We start from the raw sequence: 25,258 nt of genomic DNA, 5'->3' as shown, positions 1-25,258 counted from the left end.
TCGGTATGACGGCGCCCCGGCCGAATCCCGCGCCATCGCGTGCGCTTCCGTGGTCGTCGGATTCCGACATGGATCACCGGCGTGTTGTCGCCCCATGGTGTTGTCCACGCGTACCGGGATGGGCGAGTGTTCCGTGTCATGGACTGTGACCAACACGACACCGTGCTCCCGCTGACCAGACGTCAACTGTTCGTCGCCGCAGGCGTTTCCGGGGCCGTCGCCGCCCTGGGGGCCGCCCCCGCACCGGCCCGGCCGCGCACCACAGTCCCCCTCTCGTTCACCCGGGTCACGAACGGCGCCGCCACTCTCTCGCCCGCCGCCGACCGGCTGGTCGTCGAGGCGCAGGCCACCCTCTGGTCGCTGCCCCGGGGCGGCGGTGAGGCGGTGCCGCTGACACCGGCGGGCCTTGAGCCCAACCGGCCGGTGTACGCCCCGGACGGCACGTCCATCGCGTTCTGCGCCTATCAGGGCGGCGGATTCCACCTCTGGACGATGCGCGCCGACGGCTCCCGGCTGCGACAGCGCACCGAAGGGCCCTGGGACGACCGGGGCCCCGCCTGGTCACCGGACGGCACCCGTATCGCCTTCGCGTCCGAGCGCGGCGGCGACCCAGTGCGGGGAGGCTCGTACCGCATCCACGTCCTCGACGTCGAGAGCGGCGAACTCACCCGCGTGACCGGACTGCCCGGCCAGGACGGGCCGCACCAGGACGGGCCGTGGGAGGACTTCGACCCGACCTGGTCGCCCGACGGCGAGCGGATCCTGTTCGTGCGCGGGAGGCCCGTCACCACCCCGCAAGGCTCCTCGCTCGAGGCCAGGACCATCGCTGCCGTCCCCGCCGAAGGGCCGGGCCCTGTCACCGTCATCCGCACCGAGACCGCGTCCGCGCAGGTCATGACGCCTGCTCTGGCCCCCGACGGACACCGCGTCGCCTACCTCAGGACCACGGCCGCACCCCGCGCCTCCTGCACGCTCGTCGTCGACGGCGAACCCGTCGACCTGACCGGCGACCTGGCTCCCGTGCCACCCCGCTGGACGGCGGACGGGAAGCTCCTGCTCACCCTGGACGGCCGCTTCACCCTCGTACGTCCCGGCGTGCGTTCCGGCGGGCCGGGCGGGCCCGAGGTGATCCCCTTCGAGGCGACCTTGCCGGTGGACCGCCCCCAGTACCGGATCAAGGAGTACGACCTGGGCCTCGGGCGGGCGCGGCCCACGCGCGGCATCCACTTGCCCGCGCTGTCGCCGGACGGACGACAGATCGCCTTCGCCGCCCTCAACTCGCTCTGGCTGGCGAGCACATCCGGCGGCCGTCCGCCGCGCAGGGCGCGCCGGGCGGCGACCACCGGCTACCTGCTCGGCCCTACCTGGTCACGGGACGGAAAGTCACTGGTCTACGCCGACGACCGCGACGGGCTGCTCGGCGTCTACCGCCGCGACCTCGCGACCGGCACCGAGACCGCACTGGCCACCGGCGGCCGGGTCCACCCGGCCCTCTCGCCCGACGGCACGCGGCTCGCCTGTCTGGACATGACCGGACGTCTCGTCGTGCGCGAGCTCGCCCAGGGCACCGAACGCGTCCTGGTGGAACCGCTCGGCGGCGGCGGACTGCCGGGCAGACCGAGCTGGTCGCCGGACGGCCGCTACCTCGCGCTCTGCGACCGCAACCGTCTCAACCACCGCTTCCGGGAGGGCTACAACCTCATCCGGATCGTCGACACCGCCACCGGAGCGGACCGCCTGCACGCCGTCGCCCCGCACGCCTCGCTCTCCGACCGGTACGACTCCGGGCCCGTCTGGTCCCCCGACGGCCGCAGGCTCGCGGTGATCGTCGAATCCGCGCTGCACCTGCTGCCCGTCACCCCCGACGGCACGCCACGCGGCGCCCCGCGGATGCTCTCCGCCGAACCGGCCGACCACCCGTCGTGGTCGGGCGACTCGAAGACACTCCTCTACCTGTCCAGCGGCCGCCTGCGCCTGATCGGAGCCGAAGGCGGCCGCCCCCGTACCGTGCGCGTGCCCCTGGACCAGCGCAGGCCCGAGCCCGCCGACCTGGTGGTGCACGCCGGCCGGCTGTGGGACGGCACCGGGGACGAAGTGCGCGAGGACGTCGACCTCGTCGTCCGCGGCGGCCGCTTCGCCTCCGTGCGGCCGCACCGGCCTGCGGGCGGTACCCCCGCGGCCCGGCATGTCGACGCCTCCCGGCACACCGTCGTCCCCGGCCTCTGGGACACGCACACCCACCCGTGGCAGACGACGTACGGCGGTCGCCAGACGGTGGGCCAACTCACGTACGGCATCACCACGGCGGTGTCGCTGGGCGGCTTCGCGTACGAACAGGCCCGCATCCGCGAAGCCGTGGCCGCGGGCGAACTGGCCGGACCCCGCCTGCTCACCACGGGTGAACTCCTCGACGGCGGCCGTGTGGCATACAGCATGGGCCGCGCGCACCGGAGCAGGGCGGCCCTGCGGCGCTCCCTGGACCGCGGCGCCGCACTCGACTGGGACTTCGTCAAGACCTATGTGCGCGCGCCGGGCTGGGTGATGGAAGAGGCGGCGCGGTTCGCGCACGAGAAGCTCGGCGTACGGGCCGGGAGTCATCTGCTCTCGCCCGGCATCCAGCTCGGCCAGGACCTGACGACCCATCTGCAGGCCACCCAGCGCGCGGAGTTCGGGCACGCCGTCACCGCCACCGGACGCGCCTGGGACGACGTCATCGAGATCTACAGCGCGCACGGCGCCGCCTTCTCGCTGATCGCCACGCCCTTCACCTCGGCGCCGCTGCTCGGCGCGGACCCGGGCCTCGCGGACGACCCGCGGGTCACCGTGGTGATGCCGCCGTGGGACGCCGCCGCGGTGAAGGCCGGGGCAGGCGTGCCGCCCAGCGCGGCACAGCTGGCCACGCTCCGCAGGGAGACCGACATCTACCGGCGCGTCCTCGCCGCCGGCGGCCAGGTGGCCCTCGGCACCGACCAGCCCCTCGTCCCGGTGGGCCTCTCGCTCCACCTGGGGCTGCGCGCCCTGCACCGGGGAGGCCTGTCCCCGGCGGCGGCTCTGCGCACCGCGACCGTCCTGCCTGCCAGGGTGTTCGGCCTCGACCGTCACCTGGGCACTGTCGAGGCCGGCAAGGTCGCCGACGTGACGATCGTGGACGGCGACCCGTTCACGGACTTCGACACGATGGTGCGGACGGTATCGGTGCTACGGGGAGGCACTCCGTACCGGACCGAGGACCTGACGGACGCCTTCGAACCCCGGTCGAAGAGCGGGGCCGGTGCGGGCGGCGAGGACGAGACGTACTGGCTCGAAGCGGGGCACCTGATGCGCAGGGACGGCTGCTGCGCACCGCACCTCTGAAGACGACCGCCGCTCGGCGCGGGCCCGAGGACGACTGCCGCTCGGCGCCGGACCGTACTGCGGGCCGCCACTCTCCGGCGGCCCGCTACTCGAACCGCGAGGTGTCGCCCGCCCCGCGACGGACGATCTCCGCCTCGCCACCGGAGAAGTCGATGACGGTGGTGGGCTCGGTGCCGCAGTCACCGGAGTCGATGACCGAGTCGACGAGGTGGTCGAGGCGCTCCTTGATGTCCCAGCCCTGGGTCAACGGTTCCTCCTGGTCGGGCAGGAGCAGCGTGCTGGACAGCAGCGGTTCGCCGAGCTCGCCGAGCAGGGCCTGGGTGACGGTGTGATCGGGGATGCGCACACCGACGGTCCGCTTCTTCGGGTGCATCATCTGGCGCGGCACCTCTTTGGTGGCGGGCAGGATGAAGGTGTAGCTGCCGGGGGTGGCCGCTTTGATCGCCCGGAACACGTCGTTGTCGAGGTGCACGAACTGCCCCATCTGCGCGAAGCTCTCGCACATCAGGGTGAAGTGGTGGCGGTCGTCGAGCCGGCGGATCGACCGGATGCGGTCCATGCCGTCGCGACTGCCGAGCTGACATCCCAGCGCGTAGCAGGAGTCCGTCGGATAGGCGACGAGCGCGCCGGACCGGATCCCGTCGACCACGCTGCTGATGCTGCGCCGCTGGGGGTTGTCGGGGTGCACGTCGAAGTACTTGGCCATTCGGCGAGTCTAGGCGACCGGCCCGGGACTGCCGGGACTCCCCGACACCTGTGTGGCGAACGGGGTGACCGGCGGACGTGTGGGGCCCAGCGGCGGGGCCGGGCGTCAGAGGTGCGTCTCTCCAGCGTGTGTTGCAGCGCCTTCGCCGGGACGTGGGAAGTCATCGGCGGCCTGGATCCGCGCGTAACACGTAGAAACCCGAAGGCGGGGCTTGAGGCTGACGTAGCGGAAGCCTCTACCGTCCTGAGAAGGGTCGGGGATTCCGGCCCGTGAAACACGTGTGAGGGAGGCGGCGATGGCCTGGCCGATCGCGGAGGTCGCCCGGATGTCGGGTGTGACGGCTCGGACCCTGCGGCACTACGACGAGATCGGCCTGCTGCCGCCGGCCCGGGTCGGGGCCAACGGCCACCGTTACTACGAGGGGCGTCAACTGCTGCGGCTGCAGCAGGTTCTCGTACTGCGTGCACTGGGCCTGGGGCTGCCTGAGATCGGCCGGATCCTGGCCACGCAGGTCGACGAGCTGGAGGCCCTGCGGGGCCACTACCGTCGGCTGCTCGCCGAGCGGGACCGGCTGAACGGCCTGGCCGGCACCGTCGCCCGCACGATCACCGAACTGGAGCAGTCCAGGAAGGACGGCACAGACATGATCAGCATCAGCCGGCCGGAGAACCTGTTCGAAGGCGTCCGGCCCGTCCAGTGCATGAAGGCCCTGCGCGGTTTCCCTGAGCTGGTCGGCGCCATCGAGCGGCACGCCTCGGTGTCGAGCGAGGCCGAGATCGAGGCCGACGAGCGCGAGCGCACGGCGCAGATGATCCGGCTGGCGGAGCTGCTGGCCACCGGCCTGCCCGCCGACGCCGACGCGGTGCAGGCCGAGATCGACGCCCAGTACCGGACGCTGTCCCGGAGCCGGACGGCGACCGCCGAGGAGTACCGCGCGATCGGGCGTACCTGCGTGGAGAACGAGCACTGGCGCGCGGCGTACGAGTCGATCGCGCCGGGCCTGGCCGTGTTCCAGCGGGCCGCCATCGAGGTGTACGCCGCGACCCGGCTGCGCTGAGCGGGGACAGGGCCGCCGCCACGGGGGTGCGGCGGCCCTGTCGGGTGGGGTCACTTGCCGGTTCCGCCGACAAAGGGTCCACAGTCGTCGGGGGAGACCCCCCTCTGCCCAGCGACGTGCGGTCAAGACGCGTCGATGAAGTCGAGCAGCTCCCGGTTGACCGCATCGGCGTGGGTGATGAAGAAGCCGTGGCCCGCCAAGGGGTACTCCTTGCAGACGCTTCCCGGCACCAACTCGGCCATGCGCCGCCCGCAGAGGGCTACGGGAGCCGAGGCGTCGGCGTCGCCGTGCAGAATCAAGGTCGGCACCCGTATCGCCGTGGCCTCCTCGCGCAGGTCGGTGCAGAGGCCGGTCCGCACCACCTCGTGGGCGGCCTTGGCCGAACAGTCGAGGCACTGCCGCACCATCCACTCCATGAGTTCCGCGGAGATGCCGTTGCCCAGGTGCGTGGCGAAGAACGCCTGCGCGTTCTGGGCCATCCACCGCGGCCGGTCCTTGGCGCGGTCGGCCGCCATGAGGTCGAGGATCTCCTGGTCGATGCCCTCCGGGTTGTCCGGCGTCCGCAGCATCAACGGCGCCGTGGCCCCGACGAGCACCAACCGGCTCACCCGGTCGTAACCGTGCCGGGTGAGATAACGGATCGCCTCCCCGCCACCCATCGAGTGCGCCACGAGAGTCACGTCGTGCAGGTCGAGCCGCGTGAGCAGCGCCGCGAGGTCGTCGGCGAGGGTGTCGTAGTCGTAGCCGTGCCCGACCCAGTCGGAACGGCCGTGCCCGCGCCGGTCGTACGCGACGCAGCGCAGGCCTTCGTCGGTCAGCGGCAGCATCTGGAACTCCCACGAACCGCTGCTCAGCCACGCCCCGGCCACGAACACCACCGGTTTGCCCCGTCCCCAGTCGGTGAAGAACAGGCTTGTCCCGTCGGATCCTTCGAAGTACGGCATGGAGTGAGCCCTTCCGGCAGGGGGCGATGAATCGTGCTCGCGCTCGTTGTCCTCGCGCGATGACGACTGTGGCTCACCGGAGATCCAAGGGTCGATTACTCTGGAAGTAAAAGCCCCGCCCCGCGGTAGGTAAAAGCCGCACACCGTGCGTTGTCGGGGACCGGGCCCGGTGGAAGAATCGCCCCTCGCCGGTGCACCTGACCGGAGCAGTCAGCCGCCGCCTCGAGCGAGTAGCCCTCTGACTCGCCATGCGAGTAGCCCTCGGACTCGCCGCGCTCGGACCTTCCTCTGCACCCCGGATGTCGTTCGGGCTCTCCAGCACTTCCAGTCGGGAAACCCGGAGAAGATCGATGTCTACTCGACGCAGCCTGTCCGCGCTCGTCATGGCGGTACTGACGATGGTGGCCATGGCCGTGGCCGGCGTGCCCGCGCGGGCCGCGGGCTTCACCCCGATCAACGTCTGGAACTCCACCCACTGCCTCGACAACGCCACCGAGAACGCCGTGAAGCTCCAGATGTGGTCGTGCGGCAGCGGCTCCGAACAGAAGTGGCTCGAAGGTTTCAACACACAGACCGGCCTGTTCACCTTCACCAACCAGCGCACGGGACGCTGCATCACCGCACCGTCGTCCGGCTCGGGGACGGTCACGATGGAGTTCTGCAACGCGGCCGACCGCAGCCAGCAGTGGCGCGTCTTCTTCGCGGACAACCCCAACGGGCCGCCGTCCGGCTGGTACGACGTGTGGCAGAACGCGTCGAGCGGGTACTGCCTGTCGACGCCCAGCGTACGCAACGGCACCCTCGTGCAGACGACGGTCTGCGACCCCTCCGACCAGTACGACAGGTGGCATCAGCAGTAGGGAGAACGTTTCCTGCCGCGCCGGAACTCCCACTCCCTCCCGTACGACTACTTGAGCGACAACTGCTGTATGGACGAGGGGCGTTGGTGGGACATGAGCCGGAGTGTGGCCGGGCGGGAGCCGAGTCGTCGCGGAGTGTTGCGCGGTGCCGTCTCGGGAGCGGTCGGGGCGGGCGTCGCCATGGCCGTCGGTACGGGTGGTTCCGCGGAGGCGGCGTCGGGTGACGGCCGCCTGAGCGTGGCGGTGCTGCTCTACGACGGGTTCACGGCGCTGGACGCGGTCGGCCCGTTCGAGGTGCTGTGCCGCGTCCCGGGCGTGCGCGTGACGATGGTCGCCCGCGAGGCGGGGCCGGTGAGCACGGACACCGGAGAGCTGAGTCTGGTGGCGGAACGGGCGATGCGGGACGTGCGCCGCGCCGATGTCCTGCTCGTGCCCGGGGGCGGCGACCGGGGTGTCACGGCCATGATGGACGACACCGGGGTCCACGAGTGGATCCGCCGTATCCACCGCCGTACGGTCTGGACGACGTCCGTGTGCACCGGCTCGCTGATCCTGGGGGCCGCCGGCTTGCTGCGTGGCTTGCCCGCCACGACGTACTGGGCGGCCCGCCCGTACCTGGCCAAGGTCGGTGCGACGTACACACCGGGGCGCTATGTCGAGGCAGGCAAGATCATCACTGCCGCGGGGGTGTCCGCCGGAATCGACATGGGACTCCACCTCGCCGCCCGCCTCTCCGACACGGAGGTGGCGCAGGCCATGCAGCTCGCGGTCGAATACGACCCCGACCCGCCCTACGACACGGGAAGCCCCGAGAAGGCCGACGCCCGGACGCAGGCTCTCGCCCTGAAGCTGCTGGCCGACTCGGCGGTCTGAGAGCGGTGGTTTGAGGCGGGAAGAGTCCGAGGCGGGAAAAGAAGGAGCCCCGACTGGACGGGGGAGACCAGCCGGGGCCGTAAGGGGTGGCAAGCGGAGGGCGGTCGCCTCTCGGCGAAAGGCTCCATGGGGCTTCAGCCGAACGATCGTCCCCATGGGCTATAGGTGAGGCCCGGGGACACTGTCCCCTCCGCAGCCACACTGGAAAGAACGACGCCCCACTCCGGGTTGTTCCGGACTGACCGCTACATACGGGGTGACATGTGACACAGGGGGCATAAGCCGGTTCCCGGAGGCCGCAGACCACATGCCGCAGGCCCTCCCCGCCCGGGTGCGCGGCGCGGGTTCAGGGTGCATCGCGGCGGGCAGCGGAGGCGGACGAGCAGGCTTGCCGACCCCGCTGCCACCGCACGAACCGCCCCGCATACGCAGCACTCGCGCCGCGGACCGGACCCCCGCCCCCCTCTGCCAGAATCGCCCCATGGCCGACGACCACGAAGCGGATCAGGAACACGGATACCTGCTGGACAACCGGCAAGCGGAGGCAGGAACCCGGTTCACGGCCCTCAGCGAGCTGTTCGATCCGGTGACGTTCCGCCACATCGACCGGCTCGGACTCACGGCAGGCATGCGGTGCTGGGAGATCGGCGCCGGCGGCCCGTCCGTACCACTCGGACTGGCTGAACGTGTCGGCCCCACGGGCACGGTGACCGCCACCGACATCGACGTCTCCTGGACCCGCGGGATCGCGGACGACGTGATCGAGGTGCTGCGCCACGACGTCGCCGCCGATCCGCCGCCGCCCGGCGGCTTCGATCTCGTCCACGCCCGGCTGGTCCTCGTGCACGTGGCCGACCGCGCCGAGGCCCTGCGAAGAATGGTCCAGGCGCTGCGCCCGGGCGGGTGGTTGCTCGTGGAGGACGCCGATCCGGGGCTGCAACCTCTGCTGTGCCCGGACGAGTCGGGACCCGAGGAGCGGCTCGCCAACCGTTTGCGTGCCGGTTTCCGTACCTTGATGGCGTCGCGCGGCGCGGACCTCGCCTATGGACGCACCCTGCCGAGACTGCTGCGCGAGTCGGGTCTCGACGACGTGCGGGCCGATGCGTACTTCCCGATCACCTCACCGGCCTGCGTCGTCCTGGAAGCCGCGACCGTACGGCAGATCCGCCCGCTCCTGGTGGCGGAGGGGCTCGCCACCGAGGAGGAGATCGACCGCCACCTTTCGAACGTCCTCACCGGCCGTCTCGACCTCGCCACCGCGCCGATGATCTCCGCGTGGGGGCGCAGACCGTAAGGCGTGTCCGACGGATCGCGTGCCTGAGCCGCGCTGACGTCGTTCTGATTCCACGATTCATCTGCCGAGCGACGGCGGCTGTCGGCCGCCGGCCATCCTGGTCACCCCCGGCCGTGGGGCGACGCTCCGCAGATGACCCCGGTCCTGGACCGCATCCGTGTCCCGCGGCCAGGTGGCGGGCGCCCGAGACGCGCCCGGACCACGTCTGCGGCGATCCGGCTCCGGCTCCGGTGCGGCCCTGCCGAAGGAGCTTCAGCCGAACTTGACGTACGTCGGGTACGGGGCCGTGTAGTCGTCCGATTGCCGGGATCCGAGGTACTTGCTGGACGACGTGCAACTGCTGTTCGTGTACAGGTGGGCATCCGCGTCGGTGTCGTTGGTCGCCTGGCGGGCGCCGCCCGGGAGGGAAAGGCACGGGCCCGTCGGCGTCGAACCGAGGAAGGTCTCGGCCCCCGTATCGCCGCGTGTGTAAAAGAATGTACCTGTCGCTGCCTGGGCGGACGTGGCCATACCGGTCACCGCCATCAGCGCCGCCGCACCAGTGATGGCGACGATCCTTGCCGAGCACCTCAGTGCATGCATGGTCAGATCTCCTTTCCCCCGAAGGGGCTGCTGGTCCGGAGAAGGCGCCTCCGGCTGACCAAGCGTCTCTCACTCATCACTGAGGGAGAATCACCCACAAGAGGGGCATTACCCCAAACCGCGGAGCCGTCGCCCGTAGCACGATCACGCGACCCGTCGGACACCCCCTAACACCCCACCACCCCACTCGGCACGTGGCCGAAGATGGAGCCATGGCAGGGGAAGCGGACGAGATCGTCCTGAGCAAGCAGGATCTCCGCGAGGTCACCGCGTTCGCCGCGGCGTGCGCGGAGGCTGTGATCGGCGTCTTCGAGGCCGTCCGGCCGGACGACCCGCGGCCCCGGGACGCCATCGGCGCCGCCTGGGAGTTCGCCCGGGGTGGCGAGCGCGGGAAGGCGTTGCGCGACACGGCGTGGGCGGCGCTCAAGGCGGCCAAGAGCGCGGACACGGCGGCCGGGTGCGAGGCCGCCCGGGCGGCGATGGCCGCCGCAGGCGCCGCCTACCTGCACCCGTTGGCGAAGGCCACGCAGGTCAAGCACATCCTCGGCGCGGGCGCCCACGCCGCCAGAGCGGCCGAACTGCTCGCCGGTGACGACCGGTCCGTCGGCGCCGAACGCGTCGCGCAGGCGGGGCGCCGGGCGAGCCCCGTCGTGGTCGACGTGCTCAAACGGTTCCCCGCGGCGCCGGGTGGCGGGGGACGCACCGGCGAGCTGATCCGGATGCTGGACGACGTCCTGCGCAACCGCTGACCGCCCCACCCCTCGGGGTGCGCACCGGTCGCCCCGCGCGTCGCGGCCCAGCAGGCAAGCGGTCGGAATATCACGTGCCGTGCCGCCGCTGGAGGCGCAGACTCACTGCATGGCGGACATGAGGTCGTTCCGGGATGCGGTTGGCTGCTGGGCCCGCGGCGGCAGGGTCAACGGCGGTTGGGCGAAGGGCGGTTCCGGCGGGACGGCGAGCGAGCTGGCGGCGCGTCTCGGGGTGCGGACGGCGGTGCTGCTGGAGGGGCCGAGCGACTTCGAGGCCGTCGAGGCGCTGGCCGCGCGGCGCGGCCGGGACCTGGCCGCCGAAGGGGTGTGCGTCATACCGATGGGCGGAGCGATGAGCGTCGGCCGCTACGCCGGCCTGCTCGGCCCGCCCGGCCTCGGCCTGCGTCTGACAGGCCTGTGCGACAAGGGCGAGCAGCGCTTCTACGACCAGGGCCTGGAGCGGGCGGGAGCCTCGCGGAAGGGCTTCTTCGTGTGCGTGGCGGACCTGGAGGACGAACTGATCCGCGCGCTGGGTACGGCGCGGGTCGAGGAGATCGTCCGCGCCGAGGGCGACCTCCGCGCCTGGCAGACGTTCCTGCGCCAGCCCGCACAGCGCGGCGGACCCAAGGACCAGCAGTTGAGGCGCTTCCTCGGCACGAAGAAGGGCCGCAAGATCCGTTACGGCCGCCTCCTCGTCGAGTCCCTGGCCTCCGACCAAGTACCGGCTCCGCTCGACGACCTCCTCGCGAGCCTGTGACCGGGGCGCTCCTGCCCCGTCTCGAAGAGCACCGGCAGACGACGGGCCCGGATGCGGCGGCCACTCAGTGCGCCGTCAGGCCGCCGTCGACGACGAGTTCCGAGCCGGTGACGAACGAGGACTCGTCGCAGGCGAGGAAGAGGATGGCCGGGGCGATCTCGTCGGCGCGACCGGCCCGGCGCATCGGCGTCCGCTGGATGTCCGGCTGCCGGTCGCCCTGGTCGTCCAGGAGTTCCTGGATCATCGGCGTGGCGATCACCCCGGGATGCAGAGAGTTGACCCGCACTCCCTGCCGGGCGTACTCGACCGCGGCGGTCTTGCTCAGCAGGCGCACAGCGCCCTTGGACGCCTGGTAGGCCGCGGCCGCACCGCTGCCCACGAGCCCGAGCACCGACGACGTATTGATCACCGAGCCGTTCCCGCCCGCCCGCAGGAGCGGCATCGCCGCCCGCATGCCGAGCCAGGTGCCCTTCTGGTTCACGTCGATGACGCGGTCCCAGGCCTCCTCCCGCGTGTCCTCGATACCCGGCCAGTCCACGATCCCGGCGAGATTCACGAGCACGTCCAGGGCGCCGAAGCGGTCGCGTACGACATCGATCACGTCCGCCCATTCCCGCGCGGAGGAGACATCGAGGCGGGCCGCGACGACCTCCGTGCCCAGGGCCTCGATCCGGTGGGCCAGGGCCCGCAGGGGGCCGTCCGCGACATCGGTGATCACCAGCCGGGCGCCCTCGCGGGCGAAGAGCTCGGCGGTGGCCGTGCCGATGCCGCCCGTCGCACCGGTGATCAGCGCGACCTTGCCGGCGAGTCGTTGTTCTGTCATCGAAGGGTCCTTACGTCGGGTCGGGCGGGAAGTCGTCGGGCGGACGTCGTCGGACAGGCCCCCCCTCACGGCGACGTCCGCTCCCGGTACAGCACCAGGTGCTCGTGGTGGAGGACTCCGTCACGGAGGTCGCCGGTCGCGGTGAACCCGGTGTCGTCGACGTAGTCCAGATGACTTCCGGTCACCGTGTACCGGCCGGTGTACGCACTGCGCCGCCCGCCCCGGGCCTCGTCGTAGCGGCCGTCCGCGGTCACCCACATCCCGACCACGTCGACGTTCTCTTCCCCGTCGGTCCTGTCCATGGCGAGGTCCTTTCCCCGGTTGCTGCGTCTCCTGTTTGCCGCACCGAGTCTGCGCGGGCTGGCGCCGGTCAGCCAGGACGCGCCTTGCCTGGGTGCGGCACACCCAGGCAGCGCGCCACGTCGCGACTTAGCCTGAAACGCATGGACGACGACAACCACCTGGGGGACTTCCTCCGCGCACGCCGGGCCGGACTGCGGCCCGGGGACGTCGGCATCGCGAGCCACGGCCCCCGCCGGGTCGCGGGACTGCGCCGCGAGGAGGTCGCCGTGCTCGCCGGAGTGAACTCCGACTACTACACCCGCCTGGAACAAGGGCGGGAGCGCAACCCTTCGGCCCAGGTGCTCGACGCGCTCGGCCGGGCGCTGCGGCTCGACGCCGACGCCCGGACACACCTGTACCGACTGGCCGGCGCCTCCTCGCGCGACCGTTCCCGCACCGCGACCCCCGAGCGGGTCAGCCCGGCGCTGCGTCAGTTGATGGACGGCTACCCGAACACGCCGGCCTTCGTCCTCGGCCCCACCCTGGACCTCCTGGCCACCAACGCCCTGGCGGACGCCCTGTACGCGGCCTTCGACCCGGCGGACAACCTGGCCCGCATGACCTTCCTCGACCCCGCGGGGCGAACGTTCCACGGGGACTGGGACCGGGCGGCCCAGGCCACCGTCGCCAACCTGCGCCAGGCGGCGGGCCTCGACCCGGACCACCCGCGCCTGCGCGACCTCGTCCGCGAACTCACCGCGCGCAGTCCGGAGTTCGCCCGCCTCTGGAACGCCCACGCCGTGCGCGGCAAGACGAAGGACGCCAAGCACCTCCACCACCCCGACGTCGGCCCGCTCACCCTCACCTACCAGGCCTTCGACGTACGCGACGCCCCCGGGCAGCAACTCGTCATCTACCACGCCGCACCAGGCAGCAGCACCGAGGAAGCGCTCCACCTGCTCGGCTCGATCCACGCGACACGCCTCAGCCGGACGACGTAGCCCCGACCGGCCCGCCCCCGGAACATGCCCGCCCCTCACTCCGGCCGCAGGCTCAGGACGAGTTCGCGCGGCAGCCCGTGCGTGTCGTGGAGATAGAACAAGTCCTCCTCGCCGAGCGGGCCCTGGAAACGGGGCCGGGACAGGATGCGCCGTCCGCGCTCCAGAAGCCGACGGAAGCGCTGCTCCTCCTTGAGCAGGATCTCGCGTACGACCACGGGGTCCATGTCCTGACGGAAGTGATCCAGTGTGTGCAGGACCAGCTCGCCCGGCAGGTCGCCGATCCCGCGTGTGGGATCGTCGCGCCACAGGACCGTGAGCAGCCGTCGTACCAGCCGTCGCAGCACGTACCCGCGGCCGGTGTTGGCGGGCCGCACCCCGTCGCCGATCACCACCACGGCCGACCGGAGATGGTCGCAGACCAGCCGCAGGGACGGAACGTCCAGTCGCCACAGTCCCGGTACGAGCCGTCGCCAGGGGGCGAAGACGTCGCTCTCGAAGACCGACTGCTTGCCCTGAAGCCGTGAGACCAGGCGCTCCAGGCCCATTCCGGTGTCGACATTGCGCTGAGGCAGCGGCACGAGCGAACCGTCGTCGAGCCTGTGGTAGCGCATCGTCACGTGGTTCCAGACCTCCACCCAGCGGTCGTCCCGGGTGGGCGTCGACCGCGGCGGGGTGTCGCCCGTCCACAGGAAGATCTCCGAGTCGGGGCCGCACGGGCCGGTCGGGCCGTTGTCCCACCAGTTGTCCTCGGTCGTGGGCTCCACCGGGACTCCGAGCTCCTCCCACACGTGTGAGGAGGCGGTGTCCGGACCGGTCCGGTCGTCGCCGCCGAAGACCGTGGCATACATGTGCCGCGGATCGACGCCGAAGCCCTCGGTGAGCAGGTCGTATCCCCAGCGCAGGCTCTGCGGCCCTTCGTAGTCGCCGAGTGACCAGCTGCCGAGCATCTCGAAGACGGTGAGATGCGTCGGATCACCCACCTCGTCCAGGTCCGTGGTGCGCAGGCAGCGCTGCACATTGACCAGCCGGTTGCCGAGGGGGTGCGGGCGCCCCTCCAGGTAGGGGGTGAGGGGGTGCATGCCCGAGGTGGTGAACAGAACGGAGTCGCCGGACGGCGGCACCAGGGTCGATCCGGTGATCCGCTGGTGCCCGCGCTCCTCGAAGTACTCGACGAACGTGCTCCGGACGAGGTCGGTGGTCAACCGGTCACTGGTCAACCGGTCGCTGGTCAACCGGGAGCTGGCCGGACGGTCAGAGGGCAGCCGGTCCGTGGCCGTGCTGTCGGTGTTCATTGGGTGGCTCCTTCGCGGATACAGCGGGGAGGCACCGGACAACGGGTCCGCACGAAGGGGTGTCGCGACGCGAAGCCACAGAGCCATCGGCGGGCCGTTTCCGGTCGCCGATGGAAAAAGGGAAAGACGTCAGACGGCGGCAACCGGCGAGCTGGTCGCTCGCGCGGTCGCGGTCAGGCCTGGGCCGATGACGTTCATGCGGCCGACGATAACGCGCCCGCCCCACCGCGTCACCCGCTTTTCGCCGAGGCCTCCTCAGCGGGTACGCGGGCGGCAGCGCTGGAGCTCGGGCACCGGCCTGCCGGTCGTGACTTCGTCCGCGACGAGTCGGCCGACGGTGGGGGCGAGCGCGATGGCGGAGTGCATGACCGCCACGTAGACGGACCGGTCGCGCGTCGCGTATCCGACGACCGGGCCGTGCGCGGGCATGGGCCGTTCGCTGGTGCGGCAGTCCCACATGTGGCACTGCTCGCTCCCGCGGAAGGCACTCCGGAACCGCCGGAGCGCGATGTGCCCCGCTTCCTCGGGCGGCGCTGTTCCGCCTGCGGTGTACGGGACGACCATCAGAAGGTCGCCCTCCCGCACCTCGCGGACCTCGAAGTCGTGGCTCGCCACGATGGTCCTGAGCAGACCGGGCGGCGCTGTGATCCGCGCGAGGGTGGCTGGGGACGCGGCGACGGGAAGGTCGACGCAGAGCGGTTCGCAGAGTTTGGGGACGCTGGTTCCGGCAGTGAGTACGACGGTTGCGGCGGCGTGGAACCCGGCCGACGACAGCACTCCGTCGACCCGGCCGCCGGTCACCCGCAGAGCGGAGATGGCGGTGTCGGGGAGCACAGTCGCCCCGTGGGCACGAGCGGAGTCCACCAGGGCGCGGGCCAAGGCCGACGGGTCGACGCCCGCATCGCTCGGCGTGTGAAGGGCCTGACGGGGTGGGGTCCGCAGGTGGGGCTCCAGGGCCGCGATGTCGCTGGGCCCGACGAGGAACTGGCCCGACGCCGGGCGTAGGCCCCCATCCGGTACGTCGGCCAAGGTGAGCGAGCCGGTCCGGCGTACGGCCACGCCCGGCAGCTCGGTTTCCAGGCGCAGGTGGTCGGCCAGGACGTACTCACGAAGGTCCTTCGCGCCCCCGGGCCAGTGGCGTCCCGCCTCACCGATCCAGGCGAAGGAGTTCCGTGTGACCCCGCAGGCCGGTACGGGTCCTTGTTCGATCAGGGTGACCGGCACGCCCCGACGGGCCAAGTGGTACGCCACAGACGAACCGACGATCCCCGCACCGACGACGACAACGGTTGACATGAGGCCACGGTCGGGCCATCGCGGCGGCGGCGCAACGGACTTTTCCGCAGCCCTCCTTCGGCCCGTCGTCGTCCCCCGGGCCCGCTCTCACCACCAGTAGGCGGGATAGCGCGCCGCACCCGGGCGGGCGCACGACGCGGCCCAGCCCGCGAGGACGAGCAGCGCGCTCGACCCCACCAGCAGCGGAACGAAGGTCGTGGGCCGCGGAGTGTTCAGGACGATGACGACGGCCGTCGCGCACGCGGGGGAGTGCGGGGTCCGGGCCACCGTCATCACGGCCAGACTGATCCCGGCGGCCAGCGCCGCCGCCCAGGACGTACTCCCGGCCGACGCGAGAACCCCGTACCCGATGGCGGCACAGAGCAGATGGCCCACGATCACACTGCGCGGCTGGGCGAGCGGCAGGCCGGGGGCGCCGTGGATGATCGCGGCGGACGCGGCCAGCGGCGGTATCAGCACGGGCTCGTGGATGAAGGAGCCTATGGCGACCAGGGCCAGCAGGACGGCGGTGGCCGCGCTGACGTTGTGCGCGGCGGCGCCCGGCGACGGCGGCGCGGGGGCGCGACCGGCGAGGCGAGTGCGCAGGCGGGACCGGGCGGAGACGGGGACGAGAACGCGGGAGTCGGCGGACGAGGGCTGGGCCTCGATGATTTCGTCGGTGCTCAAGACAGTGCTGTTCCGGGGCAGGGCCGACGGGAGTACCGGACGGCGAAGGCAGAAGGACGGGAGTCGGCCCGGCTTCCCTCGCGGTCGGCAGGGAACGTGGGCACCGGCGGCGGTCCGGGGGTCGGGATATCCGCGTACTCGCCCCGCATTCTACGAGGCGCGGTCTCGTAGCCGCAGGTCAGGGTGCTGTCGAGCTGAGAGGTCGTTTCATCCTCCGCATCAGCGCTCGCATCTTCGGCCGCCCCGGAGAGGCCACCGACCGGCACGTACGGTGCTGGGTATCCGGCAAAGTCCGCTGGCCAACGACGCGTTACCTTCTGCCTCTCGCAGAGATTTTCGACCGGCCTCCCGAGGCCATGGGATTCGTGCCCCGCGGCGCTTCCAGCCGTCTGCCCGTCCCTCCGCCCCGGGCCGCCGACAGGCAGGAGGACGGTGTGAGGCGCCGCACCTTCGTTGTCGGGTCCACGGCCGCGACCGTTGCCCCTGGTGCTCGGGCTGGACGAGACACCGGTCAGCGGGCGGCTCACCTTCACCGACATCGGCCGCATCAATATCGCGATCGGACGCCTGGACGCGCACGACGACGGCCATGACGAGGCGGCCCGCCTGCATCACGCCGCCGCCCTGCGGAGCGCGATCCTCGCCAGCGACAAGCGCGGCCAGGCCCGCGCCTGGTCCGATCTCGCCATGCAGGCCCGCGCCGAAGGCCGCCACCGCGAGCCTCTGCAGATCAACCGTGCCGCCCTCGACTCCCGCCAGGCTCGCCAGGACCCGCGCGTCGCCGTCCTGCTCCACTCGCGCCTGGCCATCGGCCACGCCCGCGCCGGCGACTGCCTCGCGGCCGCGCGCTCCGTGCTCGCCGCCGATAGTGCGCACGACCGCTTCGACACGGCCGAACCGGCGCCGCCCTGGCTCCGCTTCCTGGACGCCGCCGAGATCACCGGGCTGTCCGCCGGTTGGCCGAGGGCCTCGACGGATGGTCGCAGCGGCCCGGCTGGAGCTGCGCCGTGGGCTACGACGGCGACGGTCAGGCGGTCGGCTACGCCCACGGAGCGCGCCTGCAAAAGGACGCCCGCTGGTGGGGCGGACTGCTCACCGAGGGCATCGGGCTGGGCCTGAAGATCGTCGCTCTGCCCCACTTCAACGACGCGCAGGCCGCCCACCCGGCCGTCACCCGGCACGTGGATTTCCTGCGCGAGGCCGGTGTCACCGTGCTGCTCGGCGACGGCGGCTCTACCTCGCACAAGCCCAAGCAGGGCAACGTCGATGCCTTCCTGTGGCAGGCCCGGGCTCAACGCCCTCTTCACCGAAGGCTGATCGGCCCCCGGTTGGGCCCGTTAGCCCCAACGGGCCCAACCGCCGGACTGGCCGCCCCACAAGACGCGCCGCACCTCCCGGTGTGCCGCATCCGCGCGCCAACTACAAGGAGAGGGGAAGGTGATGAGGATCTGTGAAATCGGCTCGGCCGCAGCTCCGTGGATCCCATGCGACGCGCCTGTTCGTAGGGTCTGCCCCACCCCGCTTCGGGGGCTCACTGGAGTGCCGGAGGCGGGAGCCGCATGATCCGCTAGGTCGTACGGAGATCATGCGACAGAAGGCGGACAGATGAAGGCTCGGATCGGCTATTCCGCATGGATCGCGGGTGTAGTGCAGTTCTTTGTGATCCACGCGATCGTGGAGTCAGCCTGGGCGAGACCGTACAGTTGGGCGCGGAACAACATCAGTGACTTAGGTAATGCTCATTGCGCCGTGCAGCAGGAGCCCGAGCCTCGGTATATCTGTTCACCCGAACACGGCCTGATGAATGTCTCGTTCGTCGCCCTGGGAACGCTGCTCGTCGTCGGCGTCGCTCTGACCGGTCCTATGTGGCGCCGAGGCGCGATCGCCACCGTGGCCCGGTTTCTACTGGCTGGTGGCGGTTTGGGATTTGCACTCGCCGGGCTGGCGCCTGCGGACGTCCACGAGAACCAGCACGTCCTGGGTGCCCTGCTCATCATGGGAACGGGCAACATCGGCCTTCTGCTGGCGGGAGCCAGCCTGACAGACCATGTTCCAGGTCTACTGCGGTGGGCCACCAGCCTGCTGGGCATCACGGCGATTATCGCCTTGGGGCTCTTCTTTTCCCACCACTACCTGGGACTCGGCATGGGAGGCATGGAGCGGGTCGCGGCGTTTCCTCTCCTGCTGTGGACGCTGGCCGTCGGCGCCCGTGGCCTTTACGATCAAGCAACCCGTAGGTGCAAGGCGGGCGTTCATCTCGCTCATGACCCGGCGCCTGACCCGCAATGGGCGCACCCCGAGTTGGACGAAGAAGCCGCGGCCCGCCGACAGCTGAGAGGCCGCTGCTGCAGCCGACATGGGAGCGTCGAGCGCTCCTGACGGGTCTGGTTCTTCGGGCTTGGCAGATAGATGTGCTGTCGTGCGGACAGGGACCCGGAGCGGTGGGACCTGGCATGTCCGGTCGCCGCCGATTGCGCGGCGGCGACCGGGGGGCGAGGGGCCGAGGCTCCCCCTCGAACGGCCCTCGCGCGGGGCGCCCTCCTGGTGGCAGGGCGATCGAGGCCGCGGGAGTTGCCCGGTGGCCGTCACACCCGGAGGGCAAGGACTGGAGCCGTGTTGTCGGCGATGCGGCTCCAGCCGGCCTTCTGAGTTGTCGATGACTCGGGGGCCGGGAGCCGGAAGTGATGGGGGCCGACCCTATTCAACTGCCCCTGTGCTGAGGGTAGAAGGTCTGCGGGGGTGATCGGACGCGGTTCGCCTCAGGCCGTCTGCGGAGCTCACACCGCCGCCTCAACAGTCCCCTCAGCATCGTGACCGACTGACAGCCACGCCCACCGGGCCTCCGTACCAGCACCAGAGTTCATGAAGCACGCATGAAGATCACCATAGGGGGCGCCCCGGTGAGCGAGCTGCCGCGGAGGACCTTCCACCCGGACGTCCCCGACGGCGAGCGTCGGCATGCGCGCGCAGGCCGCCGTCCTGCGCACCGCGCTGGACGGCGAGAAGGAGAGCAACGGTGAATGAGCCGCCGTCGACGAACTCTGTCTGAACGTGGCTCACGGGGTGATAGCGGCTGGCTCGGCGGAGTCCGGCGCAGTACCACCGTTTCGCGGGATGCCGACCAGATCAGCGGGAGCGAGATGGGCGACCGCCCTGCGCGGCTCACCCGGCCTGCCGCCTGCGGGGCACCCGTGGCGAGACGCTTCGTCACCTCATGCAGATACGAGGAACGCTGCCCGGCGATCAGGTAGTTGCCCGGGTTCACCCGACCGCGGATTGGTCCAGACCAGGGGGTAGAGTCCCATGCCTGGTGCCGGACATAAGTTCGGCATCAGGACAACCGAACAGGAAAACAGCACAGTGAAGTACCGGGTATCGGGCGCCTTCACCATGAGGCGCACCTCCCTAGCCGTGACCATAGCCATAGCAATGCTCCTCGGTACCGGAGCAGAGACGGCGATCGCCCTCGACACCGTCAGCGCGACCGCAGCCGACGAGAAGCCGTCGGCGACACCGCCCCACGTGTTCGGCGCTCCCGGCGCAGCAGGGCGGGCCGCAAACGGGATACCGAACACCCCCAAGGGACCCGAGGTCGGGCCGCCGTTCACGCAGACCTCCGGCGTGTGGCAGACCAACACTGAAACACCCGCCCTGCGTAACACGGTCATCGACCCGGACGGCGATGCCACGACCTCCACGTTCGAAGTGTGGACCGCAGACGCCGCGTGGAAGCCGGTCTCCAAGGTCAAGCTGAGCGACACCAACCAGTACGGCGTCCTCGTTTCCGACTACGTGGCATCCGGCAAGCCCACCTCGGTCAACGTCCCCAAGGGCAAGCTGAAGAACGGCGTCTCCTACCTCGTCCGCTCCTCCGCCTACGACGGCAAGGCATACGAGTCGGACTGGTCACCGTGGTCCAAGTTCAAGGTCGCAGGGCCGGTCGTGGAGAAGCCGGCCAAGCCGACCAGTGTTGCCAACAACGGTAAACCGGGCGAGTTCACCGTCAACCTGCCCGCTGGCCACACGGCGAAGTGGGTGGAATGGCAGCTCGACGGTGCCGCGTGGAAGCGTGTTGACGCCGTCGGTAAGACGTCGGTGACGTTCGACACCAGCCTGCGTTCCGCCGACACCGGCCTGCATTCAACGGTCGCCCGCGCCTCGCACACACTGAACGTCCGCACCGCCAACGATGGCGGAGCATCCGACGCCGTCAGCGTGGCGTTCAGCGGAAACGGCACCAGCACCGGTGGCGATTACTCCGTCGATCTCAAGCTCCCCGATGCGGATACGAACAGCCCGAACCCGGACCAGTCGGCACAGGTTCCCACCGGCCTGATCACCCGACCCCTCGGAGCCCCCGTCTCCAACGGCCCGATCGCGAGGAAGACCCCGCTCAAGGAGCAGTGCGGCCCGGTTGACAAGAACGGCGCCCAGGCATGTTTCGGCCCGTCCCTCACGTTCGACGAACTGCCCCCCGAGGTCCAGCAGAAGCTGAAGGAACAGCAGAAGCGGGTCAAGGAGAAGGCCGCACGCGCGCCGGGAGCCCGAGCCGCCAACGGCATGACCGACTGGTGCGCCACCAACCCATCGGGTGAGAGCAGGGCCGCCTTCGCGACCCGCACTGTCGAGTGCGAGAGCAAGACGCTCCCCGCCTACTACAAGATGGACGGCAAGCCGTACGCCACCGCGTACTTCAGCATGACCCGCGAAATCTCGCTGGACGGCACCACCACCTGGACGCAGCGCGTCAACATCAAGCCCATCCTCATCTCGCCGCTGTTCCGTGCCATCGAGATGGTCATGGCGGACCAGTCCTGCACCGGCCATACGCAGTGCAAGGACCCCGGCAAGGCGCCCTACGAGGACTGGGACGGCAAGGCGCTGTGGACGTCGGCCGCCGACACCCACGAAGCCAACCTCAAGACCACGTTCACCTGGGACGACACGGAGAAGGAGCGGACCTTCGACTTCCGCACCGATTTCCGCATCGCCGGAATCCTCCAGGCCGGTAACACGCCCGGCGTCCAGGACGTCGGCTACCAGTGGAGCATGGACGACCCGTCCGACCTCGAAATGATCCGCTGCGACACGAAGAAGACCTTCGGCAAGAGCGGCTGCGTCTTCGTCAATGTCGCCCCCACGTACACGTTCAACGCGGCCAAGTTCCCGCAGGCCGCAGCCCACGCCTGGCTGCTGCAGGAGAAGCTGCCCAACACCATGGGCGTGAAGACCCGCAACACGCCGCTCTACTACCTGCCAGGTGGCCGCAACGGCAAGAACCGTGCCGTGGTCTGCGACGAAGACGGCTGGGCCAACAAGTACGGCGACCTGGGCGCGATGCAGGATGCGACCGACAAGCCGAACTGCGACGAGTTCGCGTTCAACGCCTCCTACAACAGCGCCGGCCAGCCCAAGAGCGAGGACGGCCTCAACCCCGTGGCTTCCGGCGCCGAGTGCGTGCAGACCTTTGCGAAGAAGCAGGCCGACGGCGTGCACCTGCTCAACATCGACGGGATGAAGCCGACCTGGAAGGAGGTCTGCGGACGCTCGGCGATCTCCGGAAAGCACAACTCCGGGTCCATGTCCGCCTTCTCCGCGGGCTTCGCGAAGAAGCTCCGTCTCGACGACCGCGATGCGTACTGGCTCGAGACCGGCATGAGCGGCGACTGCGAGGACAAGAACGGCGTCTTCAAGTGCACCATGAAGACGAGCTGACCCTGTAACAGCACAGGGGAGGGGCGGCACACCAGCCAGGCGTGCCGCCCCTCCCCTCTTTGTGTCCCTACACGGGCTCCGGCAGTACCACCGCGGGCAGCTGGCCCTGTTCGACGTCGTCCCGGTCGATCCGGATGCCGAACAGGCAGCCGACGGCCCGGTACACGGCCGGCGCCCAGTCCGACAGGCCCATCTCCGACCAGGGAGGGGCCGGAGGAGCGAGCCGGGCATGGACGGCACCGTAAGCAGCGAGCCTGTCGTCAAGAACGGACAGGCGGGCCGCGGTGTCTTCGGGAAGCGCGGAGTATCCGTCCAGGAAGGCCGTGCCGAAATCAGCCGACCATGCCATCCGGTCATCGGCCGGAGAGGAGTAGAGGATCATGGCAGGCGCATCGTGGCGGTTGAGCGTCACGCACACCATCTCCTCTCCTTCACGGGACAGAACGTCATCGTTGTCGAACTGGGACAGGAACACAGTGGCCGCGTCCCCGTCCTCCAGGACAAAGGACCAGTCGCCACTGGTTCCGACCATGGCGAGCGACCCTTCGACGTCGTCCGGGACGGTGTAGTCCCGGTAGGCGACCGGCATCCCGGTCGTGACAGCGCCCAGACGGTCGAGCCACGCGGACGTGTCAATGCCGCGTATCGCGGTCAACGAGATCCCGTCACGCATACCTGGTGTGTCGCGAGACGGCGTGTCGGCGTAGGCGTGCTCGCCGATCCAGGAGAGGTCATGGTGATCGTTGTGCATCCCCCCACGGTATCCGCCGGTCCGGGTCAGAGAATCAGCTCACCGACAGGAAGGCCGCAGGCCACGCCTGGAAAGGCAGCGGCCACGCCCTGGTCTCCACCACCAAGAACGGCACACCCATCGAGCCGCGCAACCTGAACCGCTCCTGCGCTCCTGCGAGGTGCTGTGCGTCCGGGCCGGCGTGCTGAGGCCTGCACAGGCCCCGCCCTGGGGGGCGGGCCTGTGCTCGGTGTTGGTGTTCTGGGTTGAGCGTCCGGGGCCGCTACCGACAGTCCCGGGCGCGTACGGCCGGTCGATGTGCCGGTGTTTGACCTCGCAGCCGGTCCAGGCGGCGCGCAGGTGAACGGTGATCTCCTGGGCACGGCGACGGAACGGTACTCCTGGTTCGCGAGCACCGTATGGAGCGCGCGAGGCCGTATATCCCGTATACGCGCTACCCGGCGAGGGCGGGGACACCATGACCCAGCGCACTGCGAACCACCAGCTCAAGCAGCTCGTCGACGAATCCGGGCTGCCCTACGACGGGGTTGCCCGCGCGGTGCGCGCGGTCGCCGCCGAGAGCGGACAATGCCTGGGGACCAACAGGTCGGCGGTGCACCACTGGATCGGCGGCGCCGAGCCCTCCGTGCTGACCCCCGGATACCTGGCCGAGGCGCTGTCCCGCCGCCTGGGCCGCCGGATCACCGGCACCGACCTCGGACTTGGCTCCCCGCCCGGCGGCGAAGATGAAAGCATCGGGTTGACGCTGGACCTCGACCCCATTGAGACGCTGCCCGCCGTGGGAGCCGCCGACGTGAACCGCCGCCAGATCCTCGCCGCCTCCGCCTTCAGCCTCGCCGCCGCGGCTCTCCCGCTGGGGAGCGTCCAGGCTGTCGTCGCCCGCACGCGCACCATCAGCGGTGGCGCCGTCGTGGTCACGCCGACGTTGCCGCAACTCGACCCCGCATAAGCCGTGTTCGGGGACGGAGATGAGGTGCTGCAGCGGAGGTCTTGCCGACGGGTACACCGCTGATGGGGCAGCGGCGGGATGTCGGACCGGGCGCTACCGGCCCGACGCATGGTCCGGGCGTTGTGCAGCGAATTTCGTGATCACCCGCGAGGGACCTGCGACGAACGCCACGGCTGAGCCCCGCAGCGCTGTGTGGAGCGGCGCTCCTCCAAGGGATCCGCGCGGGGAGTTTCTGACGTGTCTGCGTCACTCCACCTCACAGTGCTCTCATGGACCCCTTCGTCTTCGCTGGGCAGGGCATCAGCAGCCTGCGTGTTGAACTGAACGACATAGGCGTAGACGCCGCGCTCCTGCAGGCAACCGGTGAACAACCAGTCCTCTACCTCAATCCCCATCAAACCGCGGACAAGGCTCTGGAGCGCGCGTGGGCAACGATGCGAGGCACCGGCATGCCCCGCGCGGATGTAGAGCTGCTGGTGTCCTTCCACTGGCCGACCGAGACTGGGTAGCTGCACTGGGACCGAGGCAGGTCGCCGTTGGCCTCCGGCGGACCGTTCCGCCGGAGCCCTCCGCCGAGTCGGGCCGTCTGCCCAAGCGTGTGGTGAGGTTCTGGCAGGTCACGGTGAGGCGGTCGGTGGCGTGGTGGACTCCGGCCCAGAAGGTGCCGGGGCGGGGAGTTGTAGGTCCGCATTCGGAATGACCTGTTCCGGCATAGTGACCTGCGCTTCTCTTCGCTTCCTCATCCAAGGGCCACGGCTTCTGTCTCACGATCTTGCCCCCTTGAGGTAGTCCGGGGCGGTCGGTGACCGGGCATGCGTTGGTCGTACTCCGCAGCCGGTTCCAGCCCCATCGCGGGGCGGCGTTCGTCGAATCGGTCAGGGTGGGTAACGGGCTCTGGGACCCACCCCGCCTCTGGGGGAACGTACCGCAGTGAAATTGAAACTTCACGGGACGCGAAGCGCTCCTCGAAGGGCTGAGGAACGGCTCCGCAACGGCGTCACCGTGGCCTCCTGCCGGAGACCCTGCACGGCGTGGGCGGCGTGGGCAAGTCCCAGATCGCCATCGAGTACGCCTACCGGTACAACCGCGAGTACCGGCTGATCTGGTGGATCGCATCCGAGCAGGTGAGCCAGATCGTCCAGTCGCTGATCGAGCTGGGCGAGCAGGTGGGTATGCAGGTGGGTCCGAGATGAGCGCGGTGCCTGCCGTGCTCGACGCCCTGCGCCAGGGCGATCTGTATAGCGACTGGCTGCTGGTTTCGGCAACGCCGAGAACTTCGGTCAAGGACGTGGCTCGTTACCTGGCGC

Annotated in this window: 24 protein-coding genes and 1 pseudogene; 16 read left to right on the top strand and 9 right to left on the bottom strand. The window is 70.4% G+C overall.

Annotation, left to right across the window (positions count from 1 at the left end):
- The first annotated feature begins 138 nt into the window (after positions 1-138).
- Entirely contained in the window at positions 139-3,354 is a 3,216-nt protein-coding gene (locus ACZ69I_RS33995) for an amidohydrolase family protein (RefSeq protein WP_467681755.1), read from the top strand.
- An 85-nt stretch (positions 3,355-3,439) separates the two neighbouring features.
- On the opposite strand, the gene ACZ69I_RS33990 is transcribed toward ACZ69I_RS33995, so the two are convergent.
- Entirely contained in the window at positions 3,440-4,060 is a 621-nt protein-coding gene (locus ACZ69I_RS33990) for an L-threonylcarbamoyladenylate synthase (protein ID WP_467681753.1), read from the bottom strand.
- 295 nt (positions 4,061-4,355) lie between these two features.
- Here ACZ69I_RS33990 and ACZ69I_RS33985 point away from each other — a divergent pair, with 295 nt between their 5' ends.
- Positions 4,356-5,117: a MerR family transcriptional regulator gene (locus ACZ69I_RS33985; protein ID WP_467681751.1), complete on the top strand. Its 762-nt coding sequence runs from the start codon at positions 4,356-4,358 to the stop codon at positions 5,115-5,117.
- A 122-nt stretch (positions 5,118-5,239) separates the two neighbouring features.
- Here ACZ69I_RS33985 and ACZ69I_RS33980 read toward each other — a convergent pair whose 3' ends face one another.
- Positions 5,240-6,061, bottom strand: a complete 822-nt coding sequence (locus tag ACZ69I_RS33980) for an alpha/beta fold hydrolase (RefSeq protein WP_467681749.1) — start codon at positions 6,059-6,061, stop codon at positions 5,240-5,242.
- A 350-nt stretch (positions 6,062-6,411) separates the two neighbouring features.
- Here ACZ69I_RS33980 and ACZ69I_RS33975 point away from each other — a divergent pair, with 350 nt between their 5' ends.
- The 4 genes and pseudogenes from ACZ69I_RS33975 to ACZ69I_RS33960 form a co-directional block, all read left to right on the top strand.
- On the top strand, positions 6,412-6,921 hold the full coding sequence (locus ACZ69I_RS33975; RefSeq protein ID WP_467681747.1) for an RICIN domain-containing protein: 510 nt from the start codon (positions 6,412-6,414) through the stop codon (positions 6,919-6,921).
- A gap of 93 nt (positions 6,922-7,014) precedes the next feature.
- A complete protein-coding gene (locus ACZ69I_RS33970) occupies positions 7,015-7,794 on the top strand; it encodes a DJ-1/PfpI family protein (protein ID WP_467681745.1) in 780 nt (259 codons plus the stop codon).
- Positions 7,795-8,275: 481 nt separating this feature from the next.
- Positions 8,276-9,088, top strand: coding sequence for a class I SAM-dependent methyltransferase (locus tag ACZ69I_RS33965; protein ID WP_470836411.1), 813 nt, complete (start codon positions 8,276-8,278; stop codon positions 9,086-9,088).
- A 55-nt stretch (positions 9,089-9,143) separates the two neighbouring features.
- Positions 9,144-9,309, top strand: a pseudogene (locus ACZ69I_RS33960) (IS5/IS1182 family transposase); the annotation flags it as partial.
- Between the two features lie 31 nt (positions 9,310-9,340).
- Here ACZ69I_RS33960 and ACZ69I_RS33955 read toward each other — a convergent pair.
- Positions 9,341-9,670 carry a hypothetical protein gene (locus tag ACZ69I_RS33955; RefSeq protein WP_467681741.1) on the bottom strand — a complete coding sequence of 110 codons (330 nt, stop codon included), beginning with the start codon at positions 9,668-9,670 and terminating at the stop codon, positions 9,341-9,343.
- 212 nt (positions 9,671-9,882) lie between these two features.
- Here ACZ69I_RS33955 and ACZ69I_RS33950 point away from each other — a divergent pair, with 212 nt between their 5' ends.
- Positions 9,883-10,419, top strand: a complete 537-nt coding sequence (locus ACZ69I_RS33950; protein WP_470836410.1) for a putative immunity protein — start codon at positions 9,883-9,885, stop codon at positions 10,417-10,419.
- Positions 10,420-10,528: 109 nt separating this feature from the next.
- Positions 10,529-11,176: a TOPRIM nucleotidyl transferase/hydrolase domain-containing protein gene (locus tag ACZ69I_RS33945; RefSeq protein ID WP_467681737.1), complete on the top strand. Its 648-nt coding sequence runs from the start codon at positions 10,529-10,531 to the stop codon at positions 11,174-11,176.
- Between the two features lie 64 nt (positions 11,177-11,240).
- Here ACZ69I_RS33945 and ACZ69I_RS33940 read toward each other — a convergent pair whose 3' ends face one another.
- Together ACZ69I_RS33940 and ACZ69I_RS33935 are read right to left on the bottom strand one after the other, a co-directional pair.
- Complete coding sequence (locus ACZ69I_RS33940) at positions 11,241-11,999, bottom strand: SDR family NAD(P)-dependent oxidoreductase (RefSeq protein ID WP_467681735.1); 759 nt, start codon at positions 11,997-11,999, stop codon at positions 11,241-11,243.
- Positions 12,000-12,064: 65 nt separating this feature from the next.
- The gene (locus tag ACZ69I_RS33935) at positions 12,065-12,301 is read right to left on the bottom strand and encodes an Atu4866 domain-containing protein (protein WP_467681733.1); all 237 of its coding nucleotides are present in this window, start codon (positions 12,299-12,301) and stop codon (positions 12,065-12,067) included.
- 141 nt (positions 12,302-12,442) lie between these two features.
- On the opposite strand from ACZ69I_RS33935, the gene ACZ69I_RS33930 reads away from it, so the two are divergent.
- Positions 12,443-13,282, top strand: a complete 840-nt coding sequence (locus ACZ69I_RS33930; protein ID WP_467681731.1) for a helix-turn-helix domain-containing protein — start codon at positions 12,443-12,445, stop codon at positions 13,280-13,282.
- Between the two features lie 35 nt (positions 13,283-13,317).
- Here ACZ69I_RS33930 and ACZ69I_RS33925 read toward each other — a convergent pair whose 3' ends face one another.
- The 3 genes from ACZ69I_RS33925 to ACZ69I_RS33915 form a co-directional block, all read right to left on the bottom strand.
- On the bottom strand, positions 13,318-14,574 hold the full coding sequence (locus ACZ69I_RS33925; protein WP_467681729.1) for an alanine--tRNA ligase-related protein: 1,257 nt from the start codon (positions 14,572-14,574) through the stop codon (positions 13,318-13,320).
- A gap of 255 nt (positions 14,575-14,829) precedes the next feature.
- On the bottom strand, positions 14,830-15,870 hold the full coding sequence (locus ACZ69I_RS33920) for an NAD(P)/FAD-dependent oxidoreductase (RefSeq protein ID WP_467681727.1): 1,041 nt from the start codon (positions 15,868-15,870) through the stop codon (positions 14,830-14,832).
- An 87-nt stretch (positions 15,871-15,957) separates the two neighbouring features.
- Entirely contained in the window at positions 15,958-16,536 is a 579-nt protein-coding gene (locus ACZ69I_RS33915) for an HPP family protein (protein WP_467681725.1), read from the bottom strand.
- Between the two features lie 486 nt (positions 16,537-17,022).
- On the opposite strand from ACZ69I_RS33915, the gene ACZ69I_RS33910 reads away from it, so the two are divergent.
- The 4 genes from ACZ69I_RS33910 to ACZ69I_RS33895 all read left to right on the top strand — a co-directional run bounded on the left by ACZ69I_RS33910 (position 17,023) and on the right by ACZ69I_RS33895 (position 22,251).
- Positions 17,023-17,655, top strand: coding sequence for a hypothetical protein (locus tag ACZ69I_RS33910; protein WP_467681723.1), 633 nt, complete (start codon positions 17,023-17,025; stop codon positions 17,653-17,655).
- Positions 17,544-17,990, top strand: a complete 447-nt coding sequence (locus ACZ69I_RS33905) for a hypothetical protein (RefSeq protein WP_467681721.1) — start codon at positions 17,544-17,546, stop codon at positions 17,988-17,990. The genes ACZ69I_RS33910 and ACZ69I_RS33905 overlap by 112 nt, the downstream gene beginning before the upstream one ends.
- A 151-nt stretch (positions 17,991-18,141) precedes the next feature.
- Positions 18,142-18,915: a DUF998 domain-containing protein gene (locus ACZ69I_RS33900; protein WP_467681719.1), complete on the top strand. Its 774-nt coding sequence runs from the start codon at positions 18,142-18,144 to the stop codon at positions 18,913-18,915.
- 1,032 nt (positions 18,916-19,947) lie between these two features.
- Positions 19,948-22,251: a hypothetical protein gene (locus ACZ69I_RS33895; RefSeq protein ID WP_467681717.1), complete on the top strand. Its 2,304-nt coding sequence runs from the start codon at positions 19,948-19,950 to the stop codon at positions 22,249-22,251.
- 67 nt (positions 22,252-22,318) lie between these two features.
- On the opposite strand, the gene ACZ69I_RS33890 is transcribed toward ACZ69I_RS33895, so the two are convergent.
- Entirely contained in the window at positions 22,319-23,002 is a 684-nt protein-coding gene (locus ACZ69I_RS33890; protein WP_467681715.1) for a hypothetical protein, read from the bottom strand.
- A 457-nt stretch (positions 23,003-23,459) separates the two neighbouring features.
- Here ACZ69I_RS33890 and ACZ69I_RS33885 point away from each other — a divergent pair, with 457 nt between their 5' ends.
- The 3 genes from ACZ69I_RS33885 (at position 23,460) to ACZ69I_RS33875 (ending at position 25,144) form a co-directional block, all read left to right on the top strand.
- On the top strand, positions 23,460-23,951 hold the full coding sequence (locus tag ACZ69I_RS33885; protein ID WP_467681713.1) for a hypothetical protein: 492 nt from the start codon (positions 23,460-23,462) through the stop codon (positions 23,949-23,951).
- A gap of 269 nt (positions 23,952-24,220) precedes the next feature.
- The gene (locus tag ACZ69I_RS33880) at positions 24,221-24,460 is read left to right on the top strand and encodes a hypothetical protein (protein ID WP_467681711.1); all 240 of its coding nucleotides are present in this window, start codon (positions 24,221-24,223) and stop codon (positions 24,458-24,460) included.
- A gap of 531 nt (positions 24,461-24,991) precedes the next feature.
- Entirely contained in the window at positions 24,992-25,144 is a 153-nt protein-coding gene (locus ACZ69I_RS33875) for a hypothetical protein (RefSeq protein ID WP_467681709.1), read from the top strand.
- The last annotated feature ends 114 nt before the right edge of the window (positions 25,145-25,258 follow it).

Source organism: Streptomyces sp. NPDC036815, from assembly GCF_055609205.1.
Note: the sequence above shows the minus strand (reverse complement) of the source record. Positions and strands in the feature narration are given on the sequence as shown.